The organism is Candidatus Lernaella stagnicola (assembly GCA_030765525.1).
Classification (GTDB): domain Bacteria; phylum Lernaellota; class Lernaellaia; order Lernaellales; family Lernaellaceae; genus Lernaella; species Lernaella stagnicola.
In genome coordinates this window covers 1-19,063 of record JAVCCK010000024.1, presented here as the reverse complement: position 1 = coordinate 19,063, position 19,063 = coordinate 1, and the positions used below count along the sequence as shown (strand labels likewise).

Here is a 19,063-nt window from a genome sequence, read left to right as displayed (position 1 = left end):
GGACGACGACGATGACGACGACGATGATGACGACGACGACGATGACGACGATGACGACGATGATGACGACGACGACGACGATGACGACGACGATGACGACGACGACGACGATGATGACGATGACGACGATGATGACGATGACAACGACGATGACAATAACGACGATGATGACGATGACAACGACGATGACAATAACGATGACAATAACGATGTCGTCGAAAAGAGATTGTATATTTTCGACGATACGGCACCGTTCCCTTGGGGTGGCTGGATGGGAGAACCTGATCCAGGTGGAGGGAAACAACTGGATATAATGAACCTAAATGCTTATGAGGGCGTTTACGCAGTTCGCGCATACATTGACGGCTCGAATCTCTGGGATGGTATCTGGGTACGGGTGCATGATTGGTGGGATGGTCCCGGCACTGATTGGCGGGGAGCCTCAGAGCTTTGTTATGCGGTAAAGGCGGAACTGAACGAAACGGTTAAAATTGTCTGGATGCAGGACAATCAAACGTTACTGGATTGCAACTCGCGCTATATTATAGGCGATGGCCAGTGGCACGAATTCTGTGAGCCGGTGGATGGGTGCCCCGGCTTGGAATCGATTCAGAACGTGTTTGGCTTTGCAACGAATACAGGCGAGCAGGAAATCTTTTTCGATGAAATTTACGTTACATTTCAGCGTCCAGTACAAGCTCCGTCTATTGTGACCATCCAATCCTCGCCCGGTCCTGAATACAGCTTATTGGTTGACGGCGTTCCATTTTTCGTTAAAGGCTTCGGCCAGAATTGGTGGGATTGGCAGGATAGCATATTTCCAATTTATCCCCACATGGATGCGGATTTCGATTTGATGCTGGCCGCGTCAGGTAACACAGTGAGGAATTGGTCGGTGACAAACATGACCTTTCAGATCCTCGATATGATGCATAATAAAGGTCTTCATCTTCTCCCGATGCTTTGGATGCTTCGAGGAGAGGAAGCCGAGGATATGCAAATACCGGATTATACGGACCCCAATTACCGCCAGGCTGTCAGGCGAACTGCTCAGAACTTCGTCGATTGCTTCAAGGATCATCCCGTAATCCTGGCCTGGCTATTCGGCAATGAGACATTTCATTTCATGCAGCCCACGGCAAAAGCCAATGTCGACCAGAATCGTCAGGGATTCGCAACGCTTCTTGAGGAAATCGCAGCGGACGTACACGGAGCCGATCCCAACCATCCGGTCAGTACCGTCGGCGTTTGTGCCGAGTACATAGACCTAGTGGTCGACCATGCTCCATCCTTGGACTTTTGGGGTTCAAACGCTTACGAATGTGTTGCTAATGTGGTTAACGACGCGACGGCTTCAGGTTGGGATGGCCCAATCCTGTTCACTGAATTCGGTCCGTTGGGTTGGTGGGAATACCCCGGCGACTGGTGCAACGATTACAGCGATGAGGAACAGGCAGAGGATATAAGAATTCACTATGAGAATTTCATTTCAGGTCAGTGTGAGATCGTGTTGGGCGGAAGCGCGTTTGCTTGGTACGACAAAATGGATCCAGATGCTCCCTGTTGTGGCTGGGGCATGATCGAGGATGATGTTAATCGAACGCCCAAACCACAATACGAAGTTCTATCTGAAATCTATTCCACCCCGACGCCGTGTGAGTAGACCGGACAAATAGGCAGCGTTACTGGGATTCGAGGACTGAAAAGGTGTTAACTGATGCCTGAAGAAAATGAATCAGTAACTGTTGTCACAGATACGCCCAACCCCTCGCAACAGCGTCACCGATACAGCAGGCTGGACGGTAGCACATGAAGCTGTTGCACGTTTCGAGTCGGCGGCGCTACAGCCTTTGGACAAGCCAGAAATTTACTCGCTCGCGCTTCCCGCGGGTGCAACAGTGGCCCACATCGCTGTACAGCAACATGAGCTCGCAGCCCTGAAGGCCTTAAAAAACAAGAAGACATACTCACTCATGGTCCTTCAAGGGGTGACGGTAGCGCACATTGCGGCGGCGAACCACACCCCGGCCGCGGAGTTCGTGCTCAGCCGCCCAGGTGTTCCTGCGTCGGAAATCCAGCAGACGATTTTGAAGTACTACAATTCCGTGGCTTCAGAACAGTCTTAAAGTAGTTTAGGTGACGCAAAGAGCACATCTTCAAGGAACAGCAAGCAGACCTCATAGTAGCAAGGGGTAGTTGAAAAGACGGCGTCTGCTCGGTATGCCGATAAATTCATCGCCAGACTTAAATCAAGACTGGGACAATAGAAAAATTCTTTTTTAGTGCCTTTCGTCGCAATTTTTTTCGATATTTTCGCACACCTCACCATCTTGTTAAGCAGGACGCTGTCCCATATTCTGCCTCTATGAAGAAGCTGTTCGCATTCATTGAAAAGCTCGTGGCGGAAGGGTTCTTCGGGACGCTAACGCTGAGTTTTCAGAATGGCCGGGTCTGCAACATCAGGGTCGAACGGAGCTTAAAACCAGAAGACCTGTGACATTCGCATAGACCTTCGGGGTCGTCGAAACCATCGAGCCCCGGTGAAGTTGGGATGAAACACGCCCGCTTCGCCGGGGCTTTTGTTTTGTCGTCCGACCCGGAGGCTCTCGACGGGTGGAGCGAGCGTGGGGCTGCAAACGGACATGGAAAAACTCTCCTTCCTGCTGGAGGCCGAAGCTGGGCTTTCGCTTTGCGGGGATGAGGAACTTTCCGCTCAGGCTGCAGAGGAGCAGCGGCGTTATGTCACCAATTTCATCGGCTCCAAGCAGAAGCTAATCGCCTATCTGGAAAAACACGCCTGACGACACGCGCGCCGTGGCCAACCTCTTTTCTGGCTCCTCGGTCGTCGGCTTCATGTTCAAGCAAAAGGGTTTGGCGGTCACCGCCAACGACAAGCGCCCGTAACCCCTAGAGAAATCTGGCGGAAGTGGATGGGAATCGAACTGACAGTTTTACAAGCCGTAAAACGCCGTGAATCCGGCACCTTACCGTAATTGCATCGCTTTTTGAGCACGTAGATCGGCAATCGACATACGCTTGGTTACATCGAATTACGTCTCACGCGGCATTTAGTGATGCGTTACCTGGCAATGACCGAACACTTTGAGCGTTTCGGCCAAGGTGTCATCGAGTTGTCCGACGTGACGTATTTCATCAGCTTCATTTTTGAACGGAATCGGGAGGAGACGCGCCGATCAATCGTCTGGATCAGGCCTGATCGTAATTGGGTGAGTCGCACGCGAATCCAACCGTTACCGGCGCTTGCGCAGGACTCGGTCTTCGTACGCGCGAATTGTCGTGAGCCACTGGAAGCCGTCGGGCACGTCCAACGAATGGCAGTAGTATTCCCACACGGCGCCGAACGGCAGCAATTTCACTTCCTCGATGGTGGCCAGCCTGGCGAAATAATCTCCCGCCTCTTCCAACTCGCCCAACAGCTCCAACGGCTCGAGCAGCGCGAACAGCAGCGCCTTGAGCGTGGCTCGCGCGCCGATCACCCACGCCCCGACGCGGTTGATGGTGTTGTCGAAAAAATCCAGGGCAAAATGTATGCGCGCCAGCGCTCCGGCCCGGACGATTTCCTGCATCGCGTCGATCAGTTCGTCATTCTGAGTGACCACGTGATCGCTGTTCCAATGAACGTCGCGGCTGAGATGGAGGGCCAGTCGATCGTGAAATTGCAGCAGGGTCGAAATTCTGTCCGCCACCGATTCGGCGGGATGCATATGGCCCATGTCCAGGCACGGCATCACCTGCTTGCCCGCGGCCCAGCTGACGTAAAACTCGTGCGAGCCGACCACAAACGATTCGCTGCCCAGTCCGTATCGTTTGCTCTCGATGCTGTCTTTTAGGTGTTCCGCCGGATGCTCGGTGGCGAAGATTTCGTCGAGGCTGTCGCGCAATGTCGCGCGGTGTTGAAATCGGGTGACCGGTGATTCCTTCGAGCCGTCGGGAATCGACAGATTGTGCAGGCTCGGCGTCCCCAGTTCGCGGCCCATCCAAGCACCGATTTCGCGGCAACGGCGGACATGCTCGATCCAGAAGCGGCGGACCTGGTCTTGCGGGCTGCTGAGCGTGAAACCCGAGTCTGCCATCGGATGCGAAAAACAGGTGCTATTGAAGTCGAGCCCCAGGTGGGAGGCGGCAGCCCAATCCACCCAGCTTTGATAATGCTCCGGCAGGATCTCATTGCGGGCGACGGGTTTGCCGCCGAAATCGCCATAAATGGCGTGCAGGTTGAGGCGATGGCGGCCGGGGATCAGCGCCAGGGCCGCCTGCAAATCGGCGCGCAGTTCATCAATGGTCCGCGCTCGGCCCGGAAACGCGGGGCTCACGGCGATCCCGCTGCGGGCCGACGGGTCATCCAGCGTCTCGAAGCCGGCGCCGTCATCGCCCTGCCAGCAAGGCAGAGATAACGAAACGCACCCCAAGGCCTCCAGCGCAGCCTCTACATCGACGCCGTACATGTCGTAACGTTCGCAAGCGGCGGCAAAAGCGTCTTCGATCGGATGCGACATCACCGACTCTCCATTTTCTGGCGAGATTGCTCGCCGCGCCCGGAAAAACAACGACATTCCGACTGCCGGAAGTTCGCCGAGTGAGAAATCCATTGAGCGCCGACAGAACCCGGCCGGCGATTGGCGCGGCTGATTGCCGACTCCTCGCTCGAATTCGGAACGTGCGTCAGTTCGATCGATTCGGTCGGATACGGACGCAGCGCCGCCCCGTTCGCGCGCCCGGCGCCGGTAGAGAATTCGTGGACGCGGAGGTGGGCGAGGGAACCAGCGATAGGATCAATCACCATGGAGAAAACCGCCCGGCCTTTTGGTCGACTAAAATCGCGCGGCGAATTCGTCCAAAAGGTCGACGATCTTCTTTTCCAGATCCGGCATGTCAAAAGGCTTGCGCAACGTGTCGTCTTGAAAAGCCTGGCGTTCGTAGGCTTGCATGTCCGGATCGTTGATGTCGGCGGAAAGCAGAATGATCGGCGTGTTATTCCCGCGCGGCATTTGTTTGATCTGATCGATTACCTCAAAGCCGTGGCAATTGGGCATCATCAGGTCGGTGACAATCAGGTCATACTCGCCGTTCTTGAACTTCGCCAGGCCTTCCATCCCGCCTTTGGCGACGGTGACGGTGTAGCCTTTGGAGGAAAAGTAGACTTTACAGATTTGACGGATGATCGGATCGTCGTCGATAAACAACAAGTGGCTCATCAGCAACTCCTGCCCATATTTAGGGATTGGTCAGCCTTGTGGCTTGTAATTGATCTTCTTTTCCCGGACGGTTTCTAGGATCTTGATCGCTTCGGCGGTGCCGATCAGACCGAGGATCCGGGTGATGTCCCAGCGGACGATGTCGTCGGCGCTGTCGGCGTTTTCACGGCAGTACTGTAGCACTTCCGGCGATCCGATCGATGCCAGGCCCTCTACCGATAATTCCCGGATCACCGCATCGCTCGATGTGAGCGAGCCAAGCAATTTCTTCACATTGCCTTTGGCAGCCCACGCATTGACCTTTCCCGGAGTAGGCTCAAACAGGTCCATATCCCCCCCCTTGCCGACATCAGGCGTGAATTATTCGTGTAGATAATTGTATCGGGGAACAGGGGGTGATGCAATGGCCTTCAGCGATCGCCGAGATCAGCTCAACCCATTGAAACGATTGCCCCGGCGACCGCTCTTGGCCCAGACCAGCCGGCGGTAGCGGTTGACAGCACTTCGTTCTTGCTAGAGATTCGCGAGTATAGTTAATAAATAGCGGCCAACCGCTTCATCTACATCATGCCTTTCCAACTAGCGCGGTAGAAGAAGGGGATAATCGTGTTTAAGAATCTGCGGGTCAAATTCAAGCTCATGCTCTTTGTGGAACTCTTCGCCGTGGTCTTCCTGATCTTCGGTTGGTACACGTTCGATACCATCGGCTTGGTCAAGGTCAACGGCGAAATCTATCAAGACATTCTCAAGAGCAAGGGTCTGATCACCGACCTTTCCGCCCTTGCCGAGAAAATGGACGAATCCTATTTCTTGGCCCAGCGCTTGATTGAAAGCAAAAATCCCGCTGAAATCGCAGTCTTGATCGACAAAATCAACGCCCTTGCCGACGGCTACCAAACGCGTCTACAAAACCGGATCCAGCAAGCGCCAACGAGCAAATTGCACAGCCTCATCGAAGGCCCGGTGAATGCCGAAGCGGTGAATTTTTTCCAGGTTCTACAAACCCAAGTCGTACCGGCGATCCAGAAATCGGATCTCGCGGGGGCACGGGCACTGTTGCGCGAATCCCTGAGCGTTGAATTCAAAGGCCACGCCCAGCAAATCGAAAAGGCGTTGGAGTTGGCCAACAAAGAATCGCTGGAAAAGGAACAGAAGGCCCGTTTCATCGTGGACGAACGGCGCATTATCCTGATCACCCTGGGCGTCGGATCCTTCCTGTTTGCTCTCTTTTTCGTGGCTTTTCCCGTTGCCCGCGGCATCACCCGACCACTGGCCGAAATCGAACTGGCGGCAAAGAAAATCGCGACCGGCGATTTGGACTGCCGGATCGTGCACCAGTCCGACGACGAATTCGGCAGCCTGGCCGAGTCCTTCCGTCGAACGATCACCTATATTCAGGAAGCAGCCGCCGTGTCCGATTCCCTCAGCCGCGGCGACCTGACGGTCTCCGTGGCGCCGCGTTCCGAGGACGACATCCTAGGCAAATCGCTCAAGTCGATGACGCACTCGCTGGGCTCGCTGATCGGCAAGATCAAACAGTCGAGCATTCAGCTCATGTCCACCGCCACGGAAATCGCCGCCACGTCCAAACAGCAGGAAGGGACGGTCGTCGACTTCGGCGCCTCCACCAACCAGATCGCCTCGGCGGTCAAAGAAATCTCGGCGACAGCCTCGGAATTGACCAAAACGATGAGTGACCTGGCACAGGTCGCCAGCCACACCGGTGAGATGGCCGATTCGGGCCGCACCAATCTGACGACTCTTGAAAGCACGATGAGCCAACTCGCGGAGGCGACCGGCTCGATCTCCTCGAAGCTCTACACCATCAGCGAGAAGGCCCACGACATCAACATGGTGGTGACAACCATCACCAAGGTGGCCGACCAGACTAACCTCCTCTCGGTAAACGCGGCGATTGAGGCGGAGAAAGCCGGTGAATACGGTGGCGGGTTCCTGGTAGTGGCGCGCGAGATTCGGCGGCTGGCTGACCAAACCGCGGTCGCCACCCTCGATATCGAGCAGACCGTGCAGCAGATGCAGTCGGCCGTAACGTCGGGCGTGATGGAAATGGACAGGTTCAGCGCGCAGGTGCGACGCGACGTGGGCGAGATGCGGTCGATCAGCGCGCAGTTCACCCAAATCATCGAAAGCGTGCAGGCCGTACTGGAACAGTTCCGAACCGTCAGCGAGGGCATGCGGTCGCAGTCGATGGGCGCCCAGCAGATCAGCCAGGCGATGATTCAACTCAGCGTGGGCGCGCGCCAGACGGCCGCCTCGCAGAAAGACTTCAACAAGTCCACCGAACACATGCACGAGGCGGTCAAAGGATTACGGGAAGAGCTATCCCGCTTCCACGTCGCCGATTGAGGACGTTCGGATGTTCGTGATCTATTTTTCGGTGGGCGTCCAGCGCTTTGCTGTCGACGGTCGAACGGTGGTCGCGGTACTGCCGCGCGTCGATTTGACGGCCCTGCCGCACGTCCCGCCGGAAGTGGCGGGCGTTTTCAACTTCCACGGTCGGGTGGTACCGGTAATCGACCTGTGCCGCTTGCTGGGCGATCGCCCGTGCGGCTTCAACTTCGATGCGCGGCTGCTCTTGGTGAATTATCCCGCGGAGGGCGAAAAACGCCATTTGCTGGGTCTGCTCGCCGAGGAGATCACCGACACCGATCATCTGACGCCGGAAGAAATCGTGTCGTCCGGCGTGGCGGTTGATGAGGCACCTTATCTCGGCGACGTACACCCCCAGGCGGAAAACATCGTGCAGACGGTGCGCATCGAGCAATTGCTGCCAGACGATCTGAAGGCACGGCTGTTTCGGGAGCCCGCATGAACACGGCGGCGATCGGCGATTTGCTGCGGCAAACAATCGGCTTGGAGATCACCACCATTTGTCGGGCGACCATCGAAGCGGCGATTCGGGGACGCATGGCCGAGTGCGATCTCAATGACCAGTCGGCATATCTGCAACGGCTGATCGCCTCCCCAAAGGAAATGCTGGAGTTGATCGACGAGGTGACCGTTCCGGAAACCTGGTTCTTCCGCAACGTCGAACAATTCCATTTCCTGAAGCAATGGGTCATCGATACCTGGGAGCCGGCCCACGCCTCGGTGCCGCTGCGCGTGCTCTGTGTGCCCTGCTCCACCGGTGAAGAGCCGTATTCGGTCGCCATGGCGTTGCTGGACTGCGGCCTGGCGGCTGACCGCTTTCACGTGGAGGCTGTCGACATCAATCACCGCACCCTGAGCAAGGCCCGGGAGGCCGTCTACGGCTACAATTCGTTCCGGGAAAAAGAAAAAGGATTTCGCTCACGCTATTTCGAACCTCTCGAAAACGACCGCTACCGTTTGCGGAAGGACGTGGCGGAACGGGTGGAATTCGCGTACGGCAATTTAGTGGCCACGGATTTTTTTCTTGATCACCCCCCGTTTGACGCGGTGTTTTGTCGCAATCTGCTCATTTACTTGGAGCCCGCCGCCCAGGAGCAGGTGGTCAACACGTTGAAGAGATTGGTGAAAGAATCCGGCCTGCTCTTTCTTGGCGCCGCCGAGAACCTGCAAATGGTCGCCCGAAAATTCCGGGCACTGCGAAAGCCGCACGCGTTCGTCTTCTGCAACGAGCAACCGCCGGCGCGGGACCAAAGAATCCAATCGCTGACCACCACCGCGCACGACGCCATGCGTCCGCGGATCGCACGCGTAGCCAAACCGGGGAAAGAACACGACGAGTTCAAAAAACCGACCTGGCCGCCTCCGGCCTCGCCGGCGACGGGCGAGCCGATGATCGAACTCTGGTTATCCCAGGCGGAACGAAAAGCTGATGAGGGCGGGTTAGACGAGGCGTCGGAATTATGTCGGCGATGCCTCCAGGCCGATCCCCTGCGCGCCAAAGCCTTTTTCCTGCTGGGAATCATTGCGCATGCCCAAAGAGATTTGGGGAGGGCGGAAAAGCATTTTCGCAGCGCGCTTTATCTGGATGTCAATCATCAAGAAACGCTGATTCAATTGACGTCCATCCTCGAGAACCGCGGCGAGCAGGCGGCGGCCGATAAACTGCGTCGCCGTTTGCGGCGAGCGCAGAAGGAGCCCCATTGAGCCATGACTGACGGAGTCTCCCACAACCGCGAGCCCGGCTGCTGGCGCGTGATCGGCGTTTTCGGCCAACGAACCTGCCCGGAACTGGCCGAACACGTCCATTGCCGTAACTGTCCGGTTTACGCCGCCAGCGGACGAGAGCTGTTCAATCGGCCGATCCCGCCCGAATACCGCGAGCAATGGACCACATTGCTGGCGCAAGATGCGGTTGAGCAAACCAAGGCGCAAGCGATGGCGTCCGTACTGGTTTTCAGGCTCGGCGAACAATGGCTGGCCCTGCCCACACATCTGATTCAGTCGGTCTCGCGGACCCTGCCCGTGCGCCGTCTGCCCCATCGCAGCAGCCGGATTTTGCGCGGTCTGGTCAATATCGAGGGCATCATTCGCCTGTGTGCCTCCATCCATCCGCTTTTCGAGGCGGTCGCGGACGAAACCTCCGGCGAAAGTGACGTGGCGGACAAATCGCGGCTGATTATGGTCGAAAAAGAGGGCGAAAACTGGGTCTTTCCGGTCGATGAGGTACACGGGCTCTATCATTACCAGCCCGACGAAATGAAAAATTCGCCCGTCAGCGCCTCTCGGACCGCCGAACCGCTCACGATGGGCACGGTTCCCTGGCGGGCCGGGCAAATCGGTCTGATCGACGAAGACAAACTGATTGAGGCCTTGAAAAGGAGCCTCTTGTGACCGGGCACGGCCTCAGCGGCATGTCGTTGCTGGCCCTCTTCCTGCAGGAACTGGAAACCCACACCGCAGTCCTGAACCAAGGCGTTGTGGCGCTGGAACAAGATCCAGACGCACCGCACATGATGGAATCCTTGATGCGGGCGGCGCACTCCATCAAAGGCGCGGCAAGCATTGTGGGCATCAGCTCGGTAGTGGAACTCGCCCACGCCGTCGAGGACGGTTTCGTGGCCGCGCAAAATCGCGAGGTGCAAATCGAGCCCGGCCTGATCGACATCTTTCTCAAAGCCGTCGATCTCTTTCAAACGCTGGCCCGCATCCCGGAAGAAGAAGCGACCGACCACCTGACCGCCCAAACCCAGGTTTTCGCACAACTGGCGCAGAAAATCAGAGCGGCGGTGGCCGCTCAACTCGCTGCCGCCAAGACGCAGCCTCCCGCCCGCGCGCCGGCCCCGACGACTCCGGACCCCGACAAGAGCGCGGACACCAAAAAGGCCGTCGACGAAGTCACCACGGCCAAACGCGATATCCGCATCACCGCCAAGAACCTCGACCGCCTCCTGGGTTACGCCAGTGAAATTCTCGTCGAAACCCGGCGCCTAGCCCCCTTTGCCGACGCGTTGCTTCAGTTCAATAAGCGGCAGGGCCGGCTCATCAAAATCCTGGAGGATCTGCGCGCCTCCGTGGAAGGCAAGGAGGCCGGGCCAAACGCCGACCAGCTCGCCCAGGAAGCCATTCTCCATGCGCGGACGGAACAGGACCGAATCACGACCAGCCTGCTCGACTTTGAGATGCTGGCGCGGCGTCTGGATGAAACCTCCAACCGGCTTTACAGCCAGGCTCTCTCCAGTCGCATGCTGTCCTTTTCCGTCGGCGTGCAAGGGTTTCCGCGGATGGTGCGCGATTTGGCGCGCGAGCTGGGCAAAAACGTTCGCTTGAAAATCGTCGGCAAAGATACCGAGGTGGATCGCGATATCCTGGCGCGGCTGGAAGCCCCGCTCAACCATCTGCTGCGCAATGCCATTGACCACGGCATCGAGCCGCCGGAAGAACGCTTCGACGCGGACAAGCCGCCTGAAGGCGTCCTGCGCCTGGAGGCGAGCCATCACGCCGGCATGTTGGTGGTCACCGTGGCCGACGACGGTCGTGGGATCAACCTGGAACGCGTGCGCCGGAAGATCGTGGACCGGAACCTGCTCGCTGCCGACACGGCGGCCTTGTTGACCGACGCGGAGTTGCTGGAATTCCTTCTGCTGCCTGATTTTTCCACCGCCGTGGCGGTCACGCGAATTTCCGGCCGAGGCGTGGGGCTGGACGTCGTCCACACGATGATCCAGGAGCTGCGCGGGCAGATTTTCATGGAATCACGGCCGGGGGAAGGCACGACCGTTCGGTTGAAATTGCCCCTGAGCCTATCGGTGTTGCACGTGCTGATGGTCGAGGTTGGCGGCGAGGCGTTTGCCCTGCCGCTGCACCGCGTCGACCGCATCTTGTCGGCGCAGCCAAGCATGATTCAGAGCCTCGAGAATCGACAGTTCATCCATGTCGACGGGCAGAACATCGCTCTGGTGCCGGCGGCCCAGCTTCTCGGTTTGGACAAGAACGGCGACCCGAAAAGCGCGATTCCGGTCGTGGTCATCAGCAACCAGTCCACCCAGTTCGGTCTGGCTGTCGATCGCCTGCTGGATGAACGCGACCTGGCGGTGCGCCCCCTGGACCCGCGCCTGGGTAAAGTGCAAGACATCAGCGCCACGGCCGTGCTGGAAGACGGCACGCCGACGCTGATCGTCGATGTCGACGACTTGGTGCGCTCGGTCGACAAACTCCTGAGTGACGGCGGGCTGAAAAAGATCGTCCGCACCGTGGGGCAGGCGACCCGACTTCACAAACGACTGCTCGTGGTGGACGATTCGATCACCGTTCGCGAGATGCTGCGTCAATTGCTGGAAAACCAGGGCTACGAAGTAAGAACCGCGGTTGACGGCGTCGACGGATGGAACGCCGTGCGGGCCGAGGATTTCGACCTGGTGATCTCGGACGTGGACATGCCGCGCATGAACGGCATTGAATTGGTCACCCAGATCAAGCAAAATTCAAAATTGAACAAAATCCCGGTAATGATTGTTTCCTATAAGGACCGCGAAGAGGATCGTCGGCGCGGTCTGGATGCGGGAGCCGATTACTACCTAACCAAAAGCAGCTTCCACGACGAGACGTTCCTGAGCGCCGTGGTAGATTTGATTGGCGAGGCCTGACCATTCGTATTGCAATTGTCGACGACACGCTGATCATCCTGGAAGTACTGCGGCGCCTTATTACGCATTCCTCGGAACACGAAGTCATCTGGCTCGCACAAGACGGCGCCGAAGCGGTGGAAAAATGCGCCGCCAAGACCCCCGATTTGATCCTGATGGACCTGGTCATGCCCGTGATGAACGGCGTGGAAGCGACTCGCCGCATCATGCAAAGCCATCCCTGCGCGATTCTGCTGGTCACCACGTCAACCGCCCGTAACCTCTCCATGGTGTACGAGGCCATGGGGCATGGCGCCCTGGACGCCGTCAACACGCCGACCGTCGGCTTGGGTGATGAATTGGACGGTGCGCGGACGCTGTTGAAGAAGATCGATACCATCGCCCGCCTGCTGGGCCCCGCGCGCCCGAGTCCGGAACCGACACCGCCACCCGCCGAGCCGACCCAGGCCGACACGCCGGGCGAATTGCCGCCTTTGATCGCCATCGGCGCGTCCACCGGCGGTCCGCAGGCCTTGGCGAAATTGCTGGCCGCCGCGCCCGCCGATCTCGACGCGGCGGTGATCGTCGCCCAGCACATCGATCTGGATTTCGCGCCGGGCCTGGTGCAGTGGCTCTCCCTGCAGACGCCCCTATCGGTCGAACTAGCCCGCGAAGGGAAAACGCCGAAGGCCGGACAGATCCTGATCGCCGGCACCAACGATCATCTTGTGCTCGCGCGCAATCGTACCTTGAGTTACACCCCGCATCCCACGGAGTATTCATACCGCCCTTCCGTGGACGCCCTTTTCGAGAGCCTGGCCCAACATTGCCCCGGCAAGGGGTCGGCGGTGCTGCTGACCGGCATGGGCCGTGACGGCTCGCGCGGCTTGTTGCAGCTTCGTCGCGAAGGATGGCGGACCATCGCCCAGGATGAAAAGACCTGCGTGGTTTACGGTATGCCCAAGGCGGCCGCCCAGCTTAACGCGGCCGAAAAAATATTGCCGCTCGAGGAAATTGGCCCCACCCTATTCGCCCGCGACTGACCGCGGGTCTCCGGGTCAGGGGAGGAATTGCCATGGAACAGAAGCCCGAATTGCCGACCGAATCCGAACAATTCATGCGCCAGCACGCCGTACGCGTGTTACTGATTGACGACCAGCCGATCGTCGGCGAGACGGTGCGCCGGATGCTGGAAGGCGAGCAGAATCTGGAGTTCCGCTACTTGAGCGACCCGACGCAAGCGCTTCGGGTTGCCGAGGAGTGGGCGCCGACGGTCATCTTGCAGGACCTGGTGATGCCCCAAATTGACGGCATGACGCTGATCAAATTCTTTCGCGCCAATCCGGCCACGCAAGACATTCCGATGATCATGCTCTCCTCGCGCGAAGAACCGATCACCAAAGCGGAAGCCTTCGCCATCGGCGCCAACGATTACCTGGTGAAGCTGCCCGACCGCATCGAGCTGATCGCCCGCATCCGCCACCATTCGCAAGGCTTCATCAACTTGATTCAACGCAACGAGGCCTACCAGGCCCTCGCCGGCGTGGCCCACGACATCAAGAACATCCTCACCGGCATTCGCGGCGGCACCTACATGATGGATCAGGCGTTGGAGGGTGGCGATCAGGCCATGCTGAAACTCGGCTGGCATGTGGTGAAGGTCAGCCAGGACCGCATCAACCAACTCGTGTTCAACATGCTCGATTTCAGCAAAGACCGGACGCCCGCCTACGAGACGGTCAACCTGGCCGAGACCCTTGGCAACGTGCGCGATCTGATCGCCCTGCGGGCGCAAGACGCCGAAGTGGAGGTCTGCCTGGAGGTCCACCCCGACGCCGAGACGATTGAAGCCGAAGGCCTGAGCATCCACCGTTGCGTCTTGAATCTGGCCGGCAACGCCCTGGATGCGCTGCCCGACGACCGACCGGGAAAAGTCACCATCCGCGCGCGGAGCGACGAAAGCCCCGACCTTTTGGCCCTCGATGTGCAGGACAACGGCGTGGGCATCCCGCCGGAGGATTGCGCCAAGCTGTTCCAAGCCTTTCACAGCAGCAAAGGCGCTAAGGGCACGGGACTGGGCCTGGCCGTTTCGCGGAAAATCGCCGTCGAACACGGCGGCGAGATCACGATTGAATCCACGGTCGGCGTCGGCACGACGTTCACCATTCACCTGCCGCGCTGCAAACCGGCCTGACTCCGAGGCGCCTGAAACGCCCGACGCCGTTATGGCCGCTCGCCGTGGGCTCCGGGGCACCGCCTCATCCGGCCTGGCTGCGGCCGGAAACAGGCCGATTAACCCCGGAAAACTCGCATGCACAATGAACCTAAAACTGGGAGCGGACCACCTGTTGCTTTTCCCAGCGACCGACCATGATCCAACCCGAACGAATGGCGAAATCCAATGCCGTGAACGCCTCGGCGGACTGCTGAAATACTACTACCGGGAGGCCGCGTGACGGCCATGGACGTGAAAATGAGAGAAAAAGGATATCTGGCGGAAGTGGATGGGAATCGAATCTGTACAGCACATTTATTATAACTGCCGTGTTTCCGGCATCTTGCAACGATTTCAAGCCATTACAAAACGCCATTTTTCAAATCGACCTGCTCGAAAATGCTCCAAAATGCAAAAACAGTCGCAAAAATTGGTCATTGTGACCATGCTCTTTCCCTCATGACTCCGAACGATATCTGTTGGGGCGGTGTTTTTGTGAAGGTGTTCAAGTCCCATCTAACTCCACAGGCGTGACACTAAACGAACCAAGATGCGTTGTTGTAGTTCCGTTTCGGATTGATCGGCGTCGTGCCAAGGATAAAACCGGAAGGTCATTAGAAGCAAGGCGCTTAGAGCGCCTACAACGGGCGCAGGAGATGCTTGAGGTCATGGAAGAGCAAGGGGTGCGGTATTTCTCCAAAAGCCAAGGAAAGGATGCTTGATTTGTCCTAAAGAATGTCTTTTCTGAGCCTCAGGAGGCTGCGGATCAAGTTGTTAATGAATATCGGAAGGCTAGACCTAACCCATTGATTTCACTTGGTAGCCGGGACATTCTACACCGTCTTGTTCAAAGCATTCGAGCACCTATTGGTACGGCGTTGGGAGCTACCCCAAAAAGGGCGAAGGTTTGACCTTATAAAGAGATATCGTAACTAGCTGAAAATGCAACGTATAAACCAATTTAAAATTGATGCTTTTCATAATACCGAGTTCCCGACCGTTTTACTTTTTGATCTACAAAATAGTCCTGATTAAATGATAAAATATCAATATGATCGTCATAAATGATATGAAGGTGGTTCTCGTAATGTTTGGATCGAGGAAAAACGCGCCAATTTACTGGCTCACCAGGAATTGTTATCGGGTCCCCTTGACTAGGTACAACTATTAAAGCATTATCGCACTCAATAATTGTACCGAATAATGCAGTACCTCCTGATACAACTTCGCCTTTCCAAGGGGCAAGAGTAATTGTGCCCATATCCTGAAAACGAGCAATCCCTTCATTATCCCACGGTGAATACTTTACTATACTTACGGCCCCTGCATGAGCTTGGCATAGTTTGTCATTACTGCCCCAACTGTATCTGCTGTTTTGTCCGAAAATTTGTGAGGAGGGAAATATGCCCTCAAATTTCCTTGTATGTTTTCGCCAGTCTGTTCCATCCTTTTCTTTTGAAAAGTCTGCCAAAAATCCGCCACTCTTATGTGACGACCCAAATATACTATGATATGTCCATTCACAAGAAGAGCAATGCTCATTGGATATCGCGGAGGGTTCTTCACTGGTGTCACCCTCCTCCTCTTCCTCCCATTGTCCAATAAGTTTTGTTTCGTAAAGGCCCTCTGATCCTGCTGAAATGGCCAGAGTCATATATGACGCTGAGACGCTTAGTGAAGGGCAATCCCACATTTTTACTGGTGGGTCTGTAAAAATCGATTTTCTTCTCTTGTCAATTAAGCCCTTAAATATTCCCTCACGTGATGTTGAATAAAGAGTTTTTCGATAAACAGTTACATCGGAATGAGGAAAAGGCAATGGATTTTCTTTCCTTGTAAAACAATATTCGTCTAATTTCCTTTCTTCTAATTCAAGTTCGAGTAAAGAAAGTTTTCTAAACTTGCCTATTAAACAGTCTTTTATCTCTGTATCTTTGAATAATAGTTTCCATTTTGAACCGTACAAATAATCACTTCTGCGGAAACCACATTCAAAAGCAAGGCGCAGATTTTCATCAATTAAATAGCCTTCAACGAATTTATCCCAGTTAATTATTTTAAGGCTACCATCTGTTTGAAAAAGAAATAGCCTTCCCTGATAGAGATAAGAATCCCAATAGTTTCCCCCAATCGTCAGCTTTAGAGGCTGCATGGCTGTCCTTTTATAATTTTCCTGATTTTCGGCAATGGAATAAGTTGACTCGAAATCCATTGGTTTATAATCTGCAAATCAGGAATGTCATGTGCGTTGTTCCGGTGATCTGCTGGGTAACCATGCCAAACTATTACCCCAGCATTACTCATGACAAATTTAGCAACAAAAACCTTTTTATCGTGTTTGTTACATAGACCAAGATAGGTGACCTTGCCATTCACAAGGTGCAACCCCCAGCCCTTTTTGCCAACAATCCAATTTTTGTTATGAACGCCTTGGAAACATGAGATCTCAGCGTTCTCGTCTATCGTCCATTGTGATTTTCCACGCGTCGAATTTCGATGCACGGGATTCACAGAATATATCACCCCTGCGATCACGGTAAAACTTCTTTCAGACATACTTATTTCTCGACCTACCAGCCAATTTCTATAGAAAACCGGAATCTACATGTTTTATTTCAGTACATCTTGCCTAAGTTGTCAAGTCAAACAAATTTATCTACCAGCGCCTAACCGACATAGCTTCCTTTCCGAGAGAGGTATGGCCTTACGAGGACGTCCTTGCCTATTTGTGCGCTGACTTTTGCCTCGATCTTACCACTCTGAAGAAAAGAGCACCTAAAATGAAGAAAGTCTATGAGGATGCCGTCGAGGAAAAGCGGCTTGTGGACAGCATGATCGAACCTCCCTCAAAATAGAGGATCCAGATATGGCCGCATGACACGCTCCACGCGGCATACGCGGGCGAACTCCAGCAGCTTCGGCACCTTGATCTTCTTGGATTCCTTGGCGAAGCTGAGGGCCTCCAGTACCACATCGAGGCCGATCTTGTTGCGGAACTTGAAGCAGTCGGCGATGGTCTTCTCCAGACCGTAAATGCGGATCTTGAACTCGTCGATGCGATGCTCCTCGACGCCCTCGGTGAAGGCGGGGCCGGTATAACGGTATACACGGATCGGAGGGAACTCGATCCTTGGCGACGACCATGCTTTTCTGTCAACGGCAACGTGGATCTCGTGCGGTATTTGGGTCGTGATCCCGTGGAACGCAAGAGCCGAGATCGCACAGATGACACCCTCTGGTATCCGCTTCGAGACGGTGACCAGATCGGGATTCCTTAGTGGCGGCATGTCGGCGAGACGTTAGACTCCCCGACTCATCCGTTCGATCCGGCCCGCATCGACCATCGCATACAGATCGCGGGGATGGATACCCTGGTCCAGGGCCTGACCGGTCCGCAGAACGCCGCCATGTTTGCGAAAGACCTGTCCTTCGCCAAAACTCGTCCGTTAATGAAATCAACGTGTTGTGGCCACGCCGAAATCTCCCTATTCTGTCAGGATGAAGACGCGAAACCGAGGTTGAAATCACCCACGATCTAGTTTTGGCGAGCCACAGGTCAACGAATTGAAATTCGATGACATTGAGGAAGAGAATGAAAACCCGAAATGAGGTTACTACTAGTTCCAAGTGGTTGCACTTCTGGTTGCAGTTGGCAAAATTAAGGGGCTAACGGCTCGTAAGTACCCGTAACCCAAAATGAAGTATGGCGGAAGTGGATGGGAATCGAATCTGTACACCGCATTTAGTATAACTGCCGTGATTCCGGCATCTTGCAACGATTTCAAGCCATTACAAAACGCCATTTTTCAAATCGACCTGCTCGAAAATGGTCCAAAATGCAGAAATGGCCGCAAAATTTGGTCACTGTGACTATTGGGATTTCGCACCGGATTCCGCATATTCGAAAATTTCTTCGATACTCATGCCGAAAGCTCTGGAAATTTGAAAGGCCAAAGGCAATGACGGAGCGTACTTACCTTGCTCAATGCCGATGATCGTCTGGCTGGTAAGACGAAGCACGACGCTCCCCCGCGACCGCCTATCTTCTCAATCGAAGAAGGCTGAACATGGCTTGTGGTAACGGCTGAAGTTCTTCGCCACGTCCTCCACGTACACCGTCAGTTCCAGCGCCTTCTTGTAAATCGGCAGATGATCGTATTTCGCCATTCAAAAAAAGCGCCTCGACCAGGGCTTCGCCCTGGACCCACCAAAGGGGGCAAGCCCCCTTTGGAAACCCCCGAAATAACCAAAGGACCAAATCACCAAATGACCAATTTCACGGTCGGCTAACGGACACATCGCACAACGCCGTCGCCGTCGACGCCGCCGTCGCCGACGCCGCCGTTGTCGAAACCGACGAGCCACGCGCCGCCGTCGTCGTCCGCGACCGCCGAGGACGACCAAAAATAGGTACAGTCACCATTAAGCACCGACGGCCAATAGCATTTCCCATATTTGTAACCACAGGCATCACATCTCTCATGGCATAATTTAAATGAAAGACACCTATCTGTCACTCTGCAACTTCCGCCCGTCTGGTTTTGGGGGCAACCCCGTATCAAAGACCGCAGTTCACTGATCGTAGGCAAACGCCAGTCCGAGTAGCCGCCAAGTTCAAG

The 19,063-nt window shown here is 55.7% G+C and carries 18 protein-coding genes; 10 read left to right on the top strand and 8 right to left on the bottom strand.

The genetic code is table 11. The features are described 5' to 3' along the window. The 3 genes from P9L99_11390 to P9L99_11380 all read left to right on the top strand — a co-directional run. Positions 1 to 1,663, top strand: a 1,663-nt coding sequence (locus P9L99_11390) for a glycoside hydrolase family 2 TIM barrel-domain containing protein (protein ID MDP8223954.1), incomplete at its 5' end; no start/stop codon positions are given. 82 nt (positions 1,664 to 1,745) lie between these two features. Beyond that, positions 1,746 to 2,126, top strand: coding sequence for a hypothetical protein (locus P9L99_11385; protein ID MDP8223953.1), 381 nt, complete (start codon positions 1,746 to 1,748; stop codon positions 2,124 to 2,126). A 498-nt stretch (positions 2,127 to 2,624) separates the two neighbouring features. Then, positions 2,625 to 2,801: a hypothetical protein gene (locus P9L99_11380; protein ID MDP8223952.1), complete on the top strand. Its 177-nt coding sequence runs from the start codon at positions 2,625 to 2,627 to the stop codon at positions 2,799 to 2,801. 450 nt (positions 2,802 to 3,251) lie between these two features. Here the strand turns inward: P9L99_11380 and P9L99_11375 are convergent, their stop codons facing one another. The 3 genes from P9L99_11375 to P9L99_11365 form a co-directional block, all read right to left on the bottom strand. Further along, positions 3,252 to 4,517: an L-rhamnose isomerase gene (locus P9L99_11375; GenBank protein MDP8223951.1), complete on the bottom strand. Its 1,266-nt coding sequence runs from the start codon at positions 4,515 to 4,517 to the stop codon at positions 3,252 to 3,254. Between the two features lie 315 nt (positions 4,518 to 4,832). Next, entirely contained in the window at positions 4,833 to 5,216 is a 384-nt protein-coding gene (locus tag P9L99_11370) for a response regulator (protein MDP8223950.1), read from the bottom strand. A gap of 30 nt (positions 5,217 to 5,246) precedes the next feature. Then, entirely contained in the window at positions 5,247 to 5,546 is a 300-nt protein-coding gene (locus P9L99_11365; GenBank protein MDP8223949.1) for a HEAT repeat domain-containing protein, read from the bottom strand. Positions 5,547 to 5,822: 276 nt separating this feature from the next. Here P9L99_11365 and P9L99_11360 point away from each other — a divergent pair, with 276 nt between their 5' ends. Genes P9L99_11360 through P9L99_11330 form a run of 7 tightly spaced genes read left to right on the top strand, consistent with a single transcriptional unit; the run spans position 5,823 to position 14,423 of the window. Beyond that, positions 5,823 to 7,583: a methyl-accepting chemotaxis protein gene (locus tag P9L99_11360; GenBank protein ID MDP8223948.1), complete on the top strand. Its 1,761-nt coding sequence runs from the start codon at positions 5,823 to 5,825 to the stop codon at positions 7,581 to 7,583. A 10-nt stretch (positions 7,584 to 7,593) separates the two neighbouring features. After that, positions 7,594 to 8,049, top strand: coding sequence for a chemotaxis protein CheW (locus P9L99_11355; GenBank protein MDP8223947.1), 456 nt, complete (start codon positions 7,594 to 7,596; stop codon positions 8,047 to 8,049). Further along, positions 8,046 to 9,311, top strand: coding sequence for a CheR family methyltransferase (locus P9L99_11350; protein ID MDP8223946.1), 1,266 nt, complete (start codon positions 8,046 to 8,048; stop codon positions 9,309 to 9,311). The genes P9L99_11355 and P9L99_11350 overlap by 4 nt, the downstream gene beginning before the upstream one ends. Positions 9,312 to 9,314: 3 nt before the next feature. Then, positions 9,315 to 9,998, top strand: coding sequence for a chemotaxis protein CheW (locus P9L99_11345; GenBank protein MDP8223945.1), 684 nt, complete (start codon positions 9,315 to 9,317; stop codon positions 9,996 to 9,998). After that, positions 9,995 to 12,250: a hybrid sensor histidine kinase/response regulator gene (locus P9L99_11340; protein ID MDP8223944.1), complete on the top strand. Its 2,256-nt coding sequence runs from the start codon at positions 9,995 to 9,997 to the stop codon at positions 12,248 to 12,250. The genes P9L99_11345 and P9L99_11340 overlap by 4 nt, the downstream gene beginning before the upstream one ends. Before the next feature lie 8 nt (positions 12,251 to 12,258). Continuing rightward, positions 12,259 to 13,272 carry a chemotaxis response regulator protein-glutamate methylesterase gene (locus P9L99_11335; GenBank protein MDP8223943.1) on the top strand — a complete coding sequence of 338 codons (1,014 nt, stop codon included), beginning with the start codon at positions 12,259 to 12,261 and terminating at the stop codon, positions 13,270 to 13,272. Positions 13,273 to 13,304: 32 nt separating this feature from the next. Next, entirely contained in the window at positions 13,305 to 14,423 is a 1,119-nt protein-coding gene (locus tag P9L99_11330) for a hybrid sensor histidine kinase/response regulator (GenBank protein ID MDP8223942.1), read from the top strand. Between the two features lie 982 nt (positions 14,424 to 15,405). Here the strand turns inward: P9L99_11330 and P9L99_11325 are convergent. From P9L99_11325 to P9L99_11305, 5 genes are all read right to left on the bottom strand, one after another. Then, positions 15,406 to 16,596, bottom strand: coding sequence for a hypothetical protein (locus P9L99_11325; protein MDP8223941.1), 1,191 nt, complete (start codon positions 16,594 to 16,596; stop codon positions 15,406 to 15,408). Beyond that, positions 16,584 to 17,000, bottom strand: a complete 417-nt coding sequence (locus P9L99_11320; GenBank protein MDP8223940.1) for a hypothetical protein — start codon at positions 16,998 to 17,000, stop codon at positions 16,584 to 16,586. The genes P9L99_11325 and P9L99_11320 overlap by 13 nt, the downstream gene beginning before the upstream one ends. Positions 17,001 to 17,290: 290 nt before the next feature. Continuing rightward, positions 17,291 to 17,731, bottom strand: a complete 441-nt coding sequence (locus P9L99_11315) for a hypothetical protein (protein MDP8223939.1) — start codon at positions 17,729 to 17,731, stop codon at positions 17,291 to 17,293. A 583-nt stretch (positions 17,732 to 18,314) separates the two neighbouring features. After that, positions 18,315 to 18,464, bottom strand: coding sequence for a helix-turn-helix domain-containing protein (locus tag P9L99_11310; GenBank protein ID MDP8223938.1), 150 nt, complete (start codon positions 18,462 to 18,464; stop codon positions 18,315 to 18,317). A 266-nt stretch (positions 18,465 to 18,730) separates the two neighbouring features. Beyond that, the coding region (locus P9L99_11305; protein ID MDP8223937.1) for a DUF1566 domain-containing protein at positions 18,731 to 19,063 on the bottom strand (333 nt) is incomplete at its 5' end.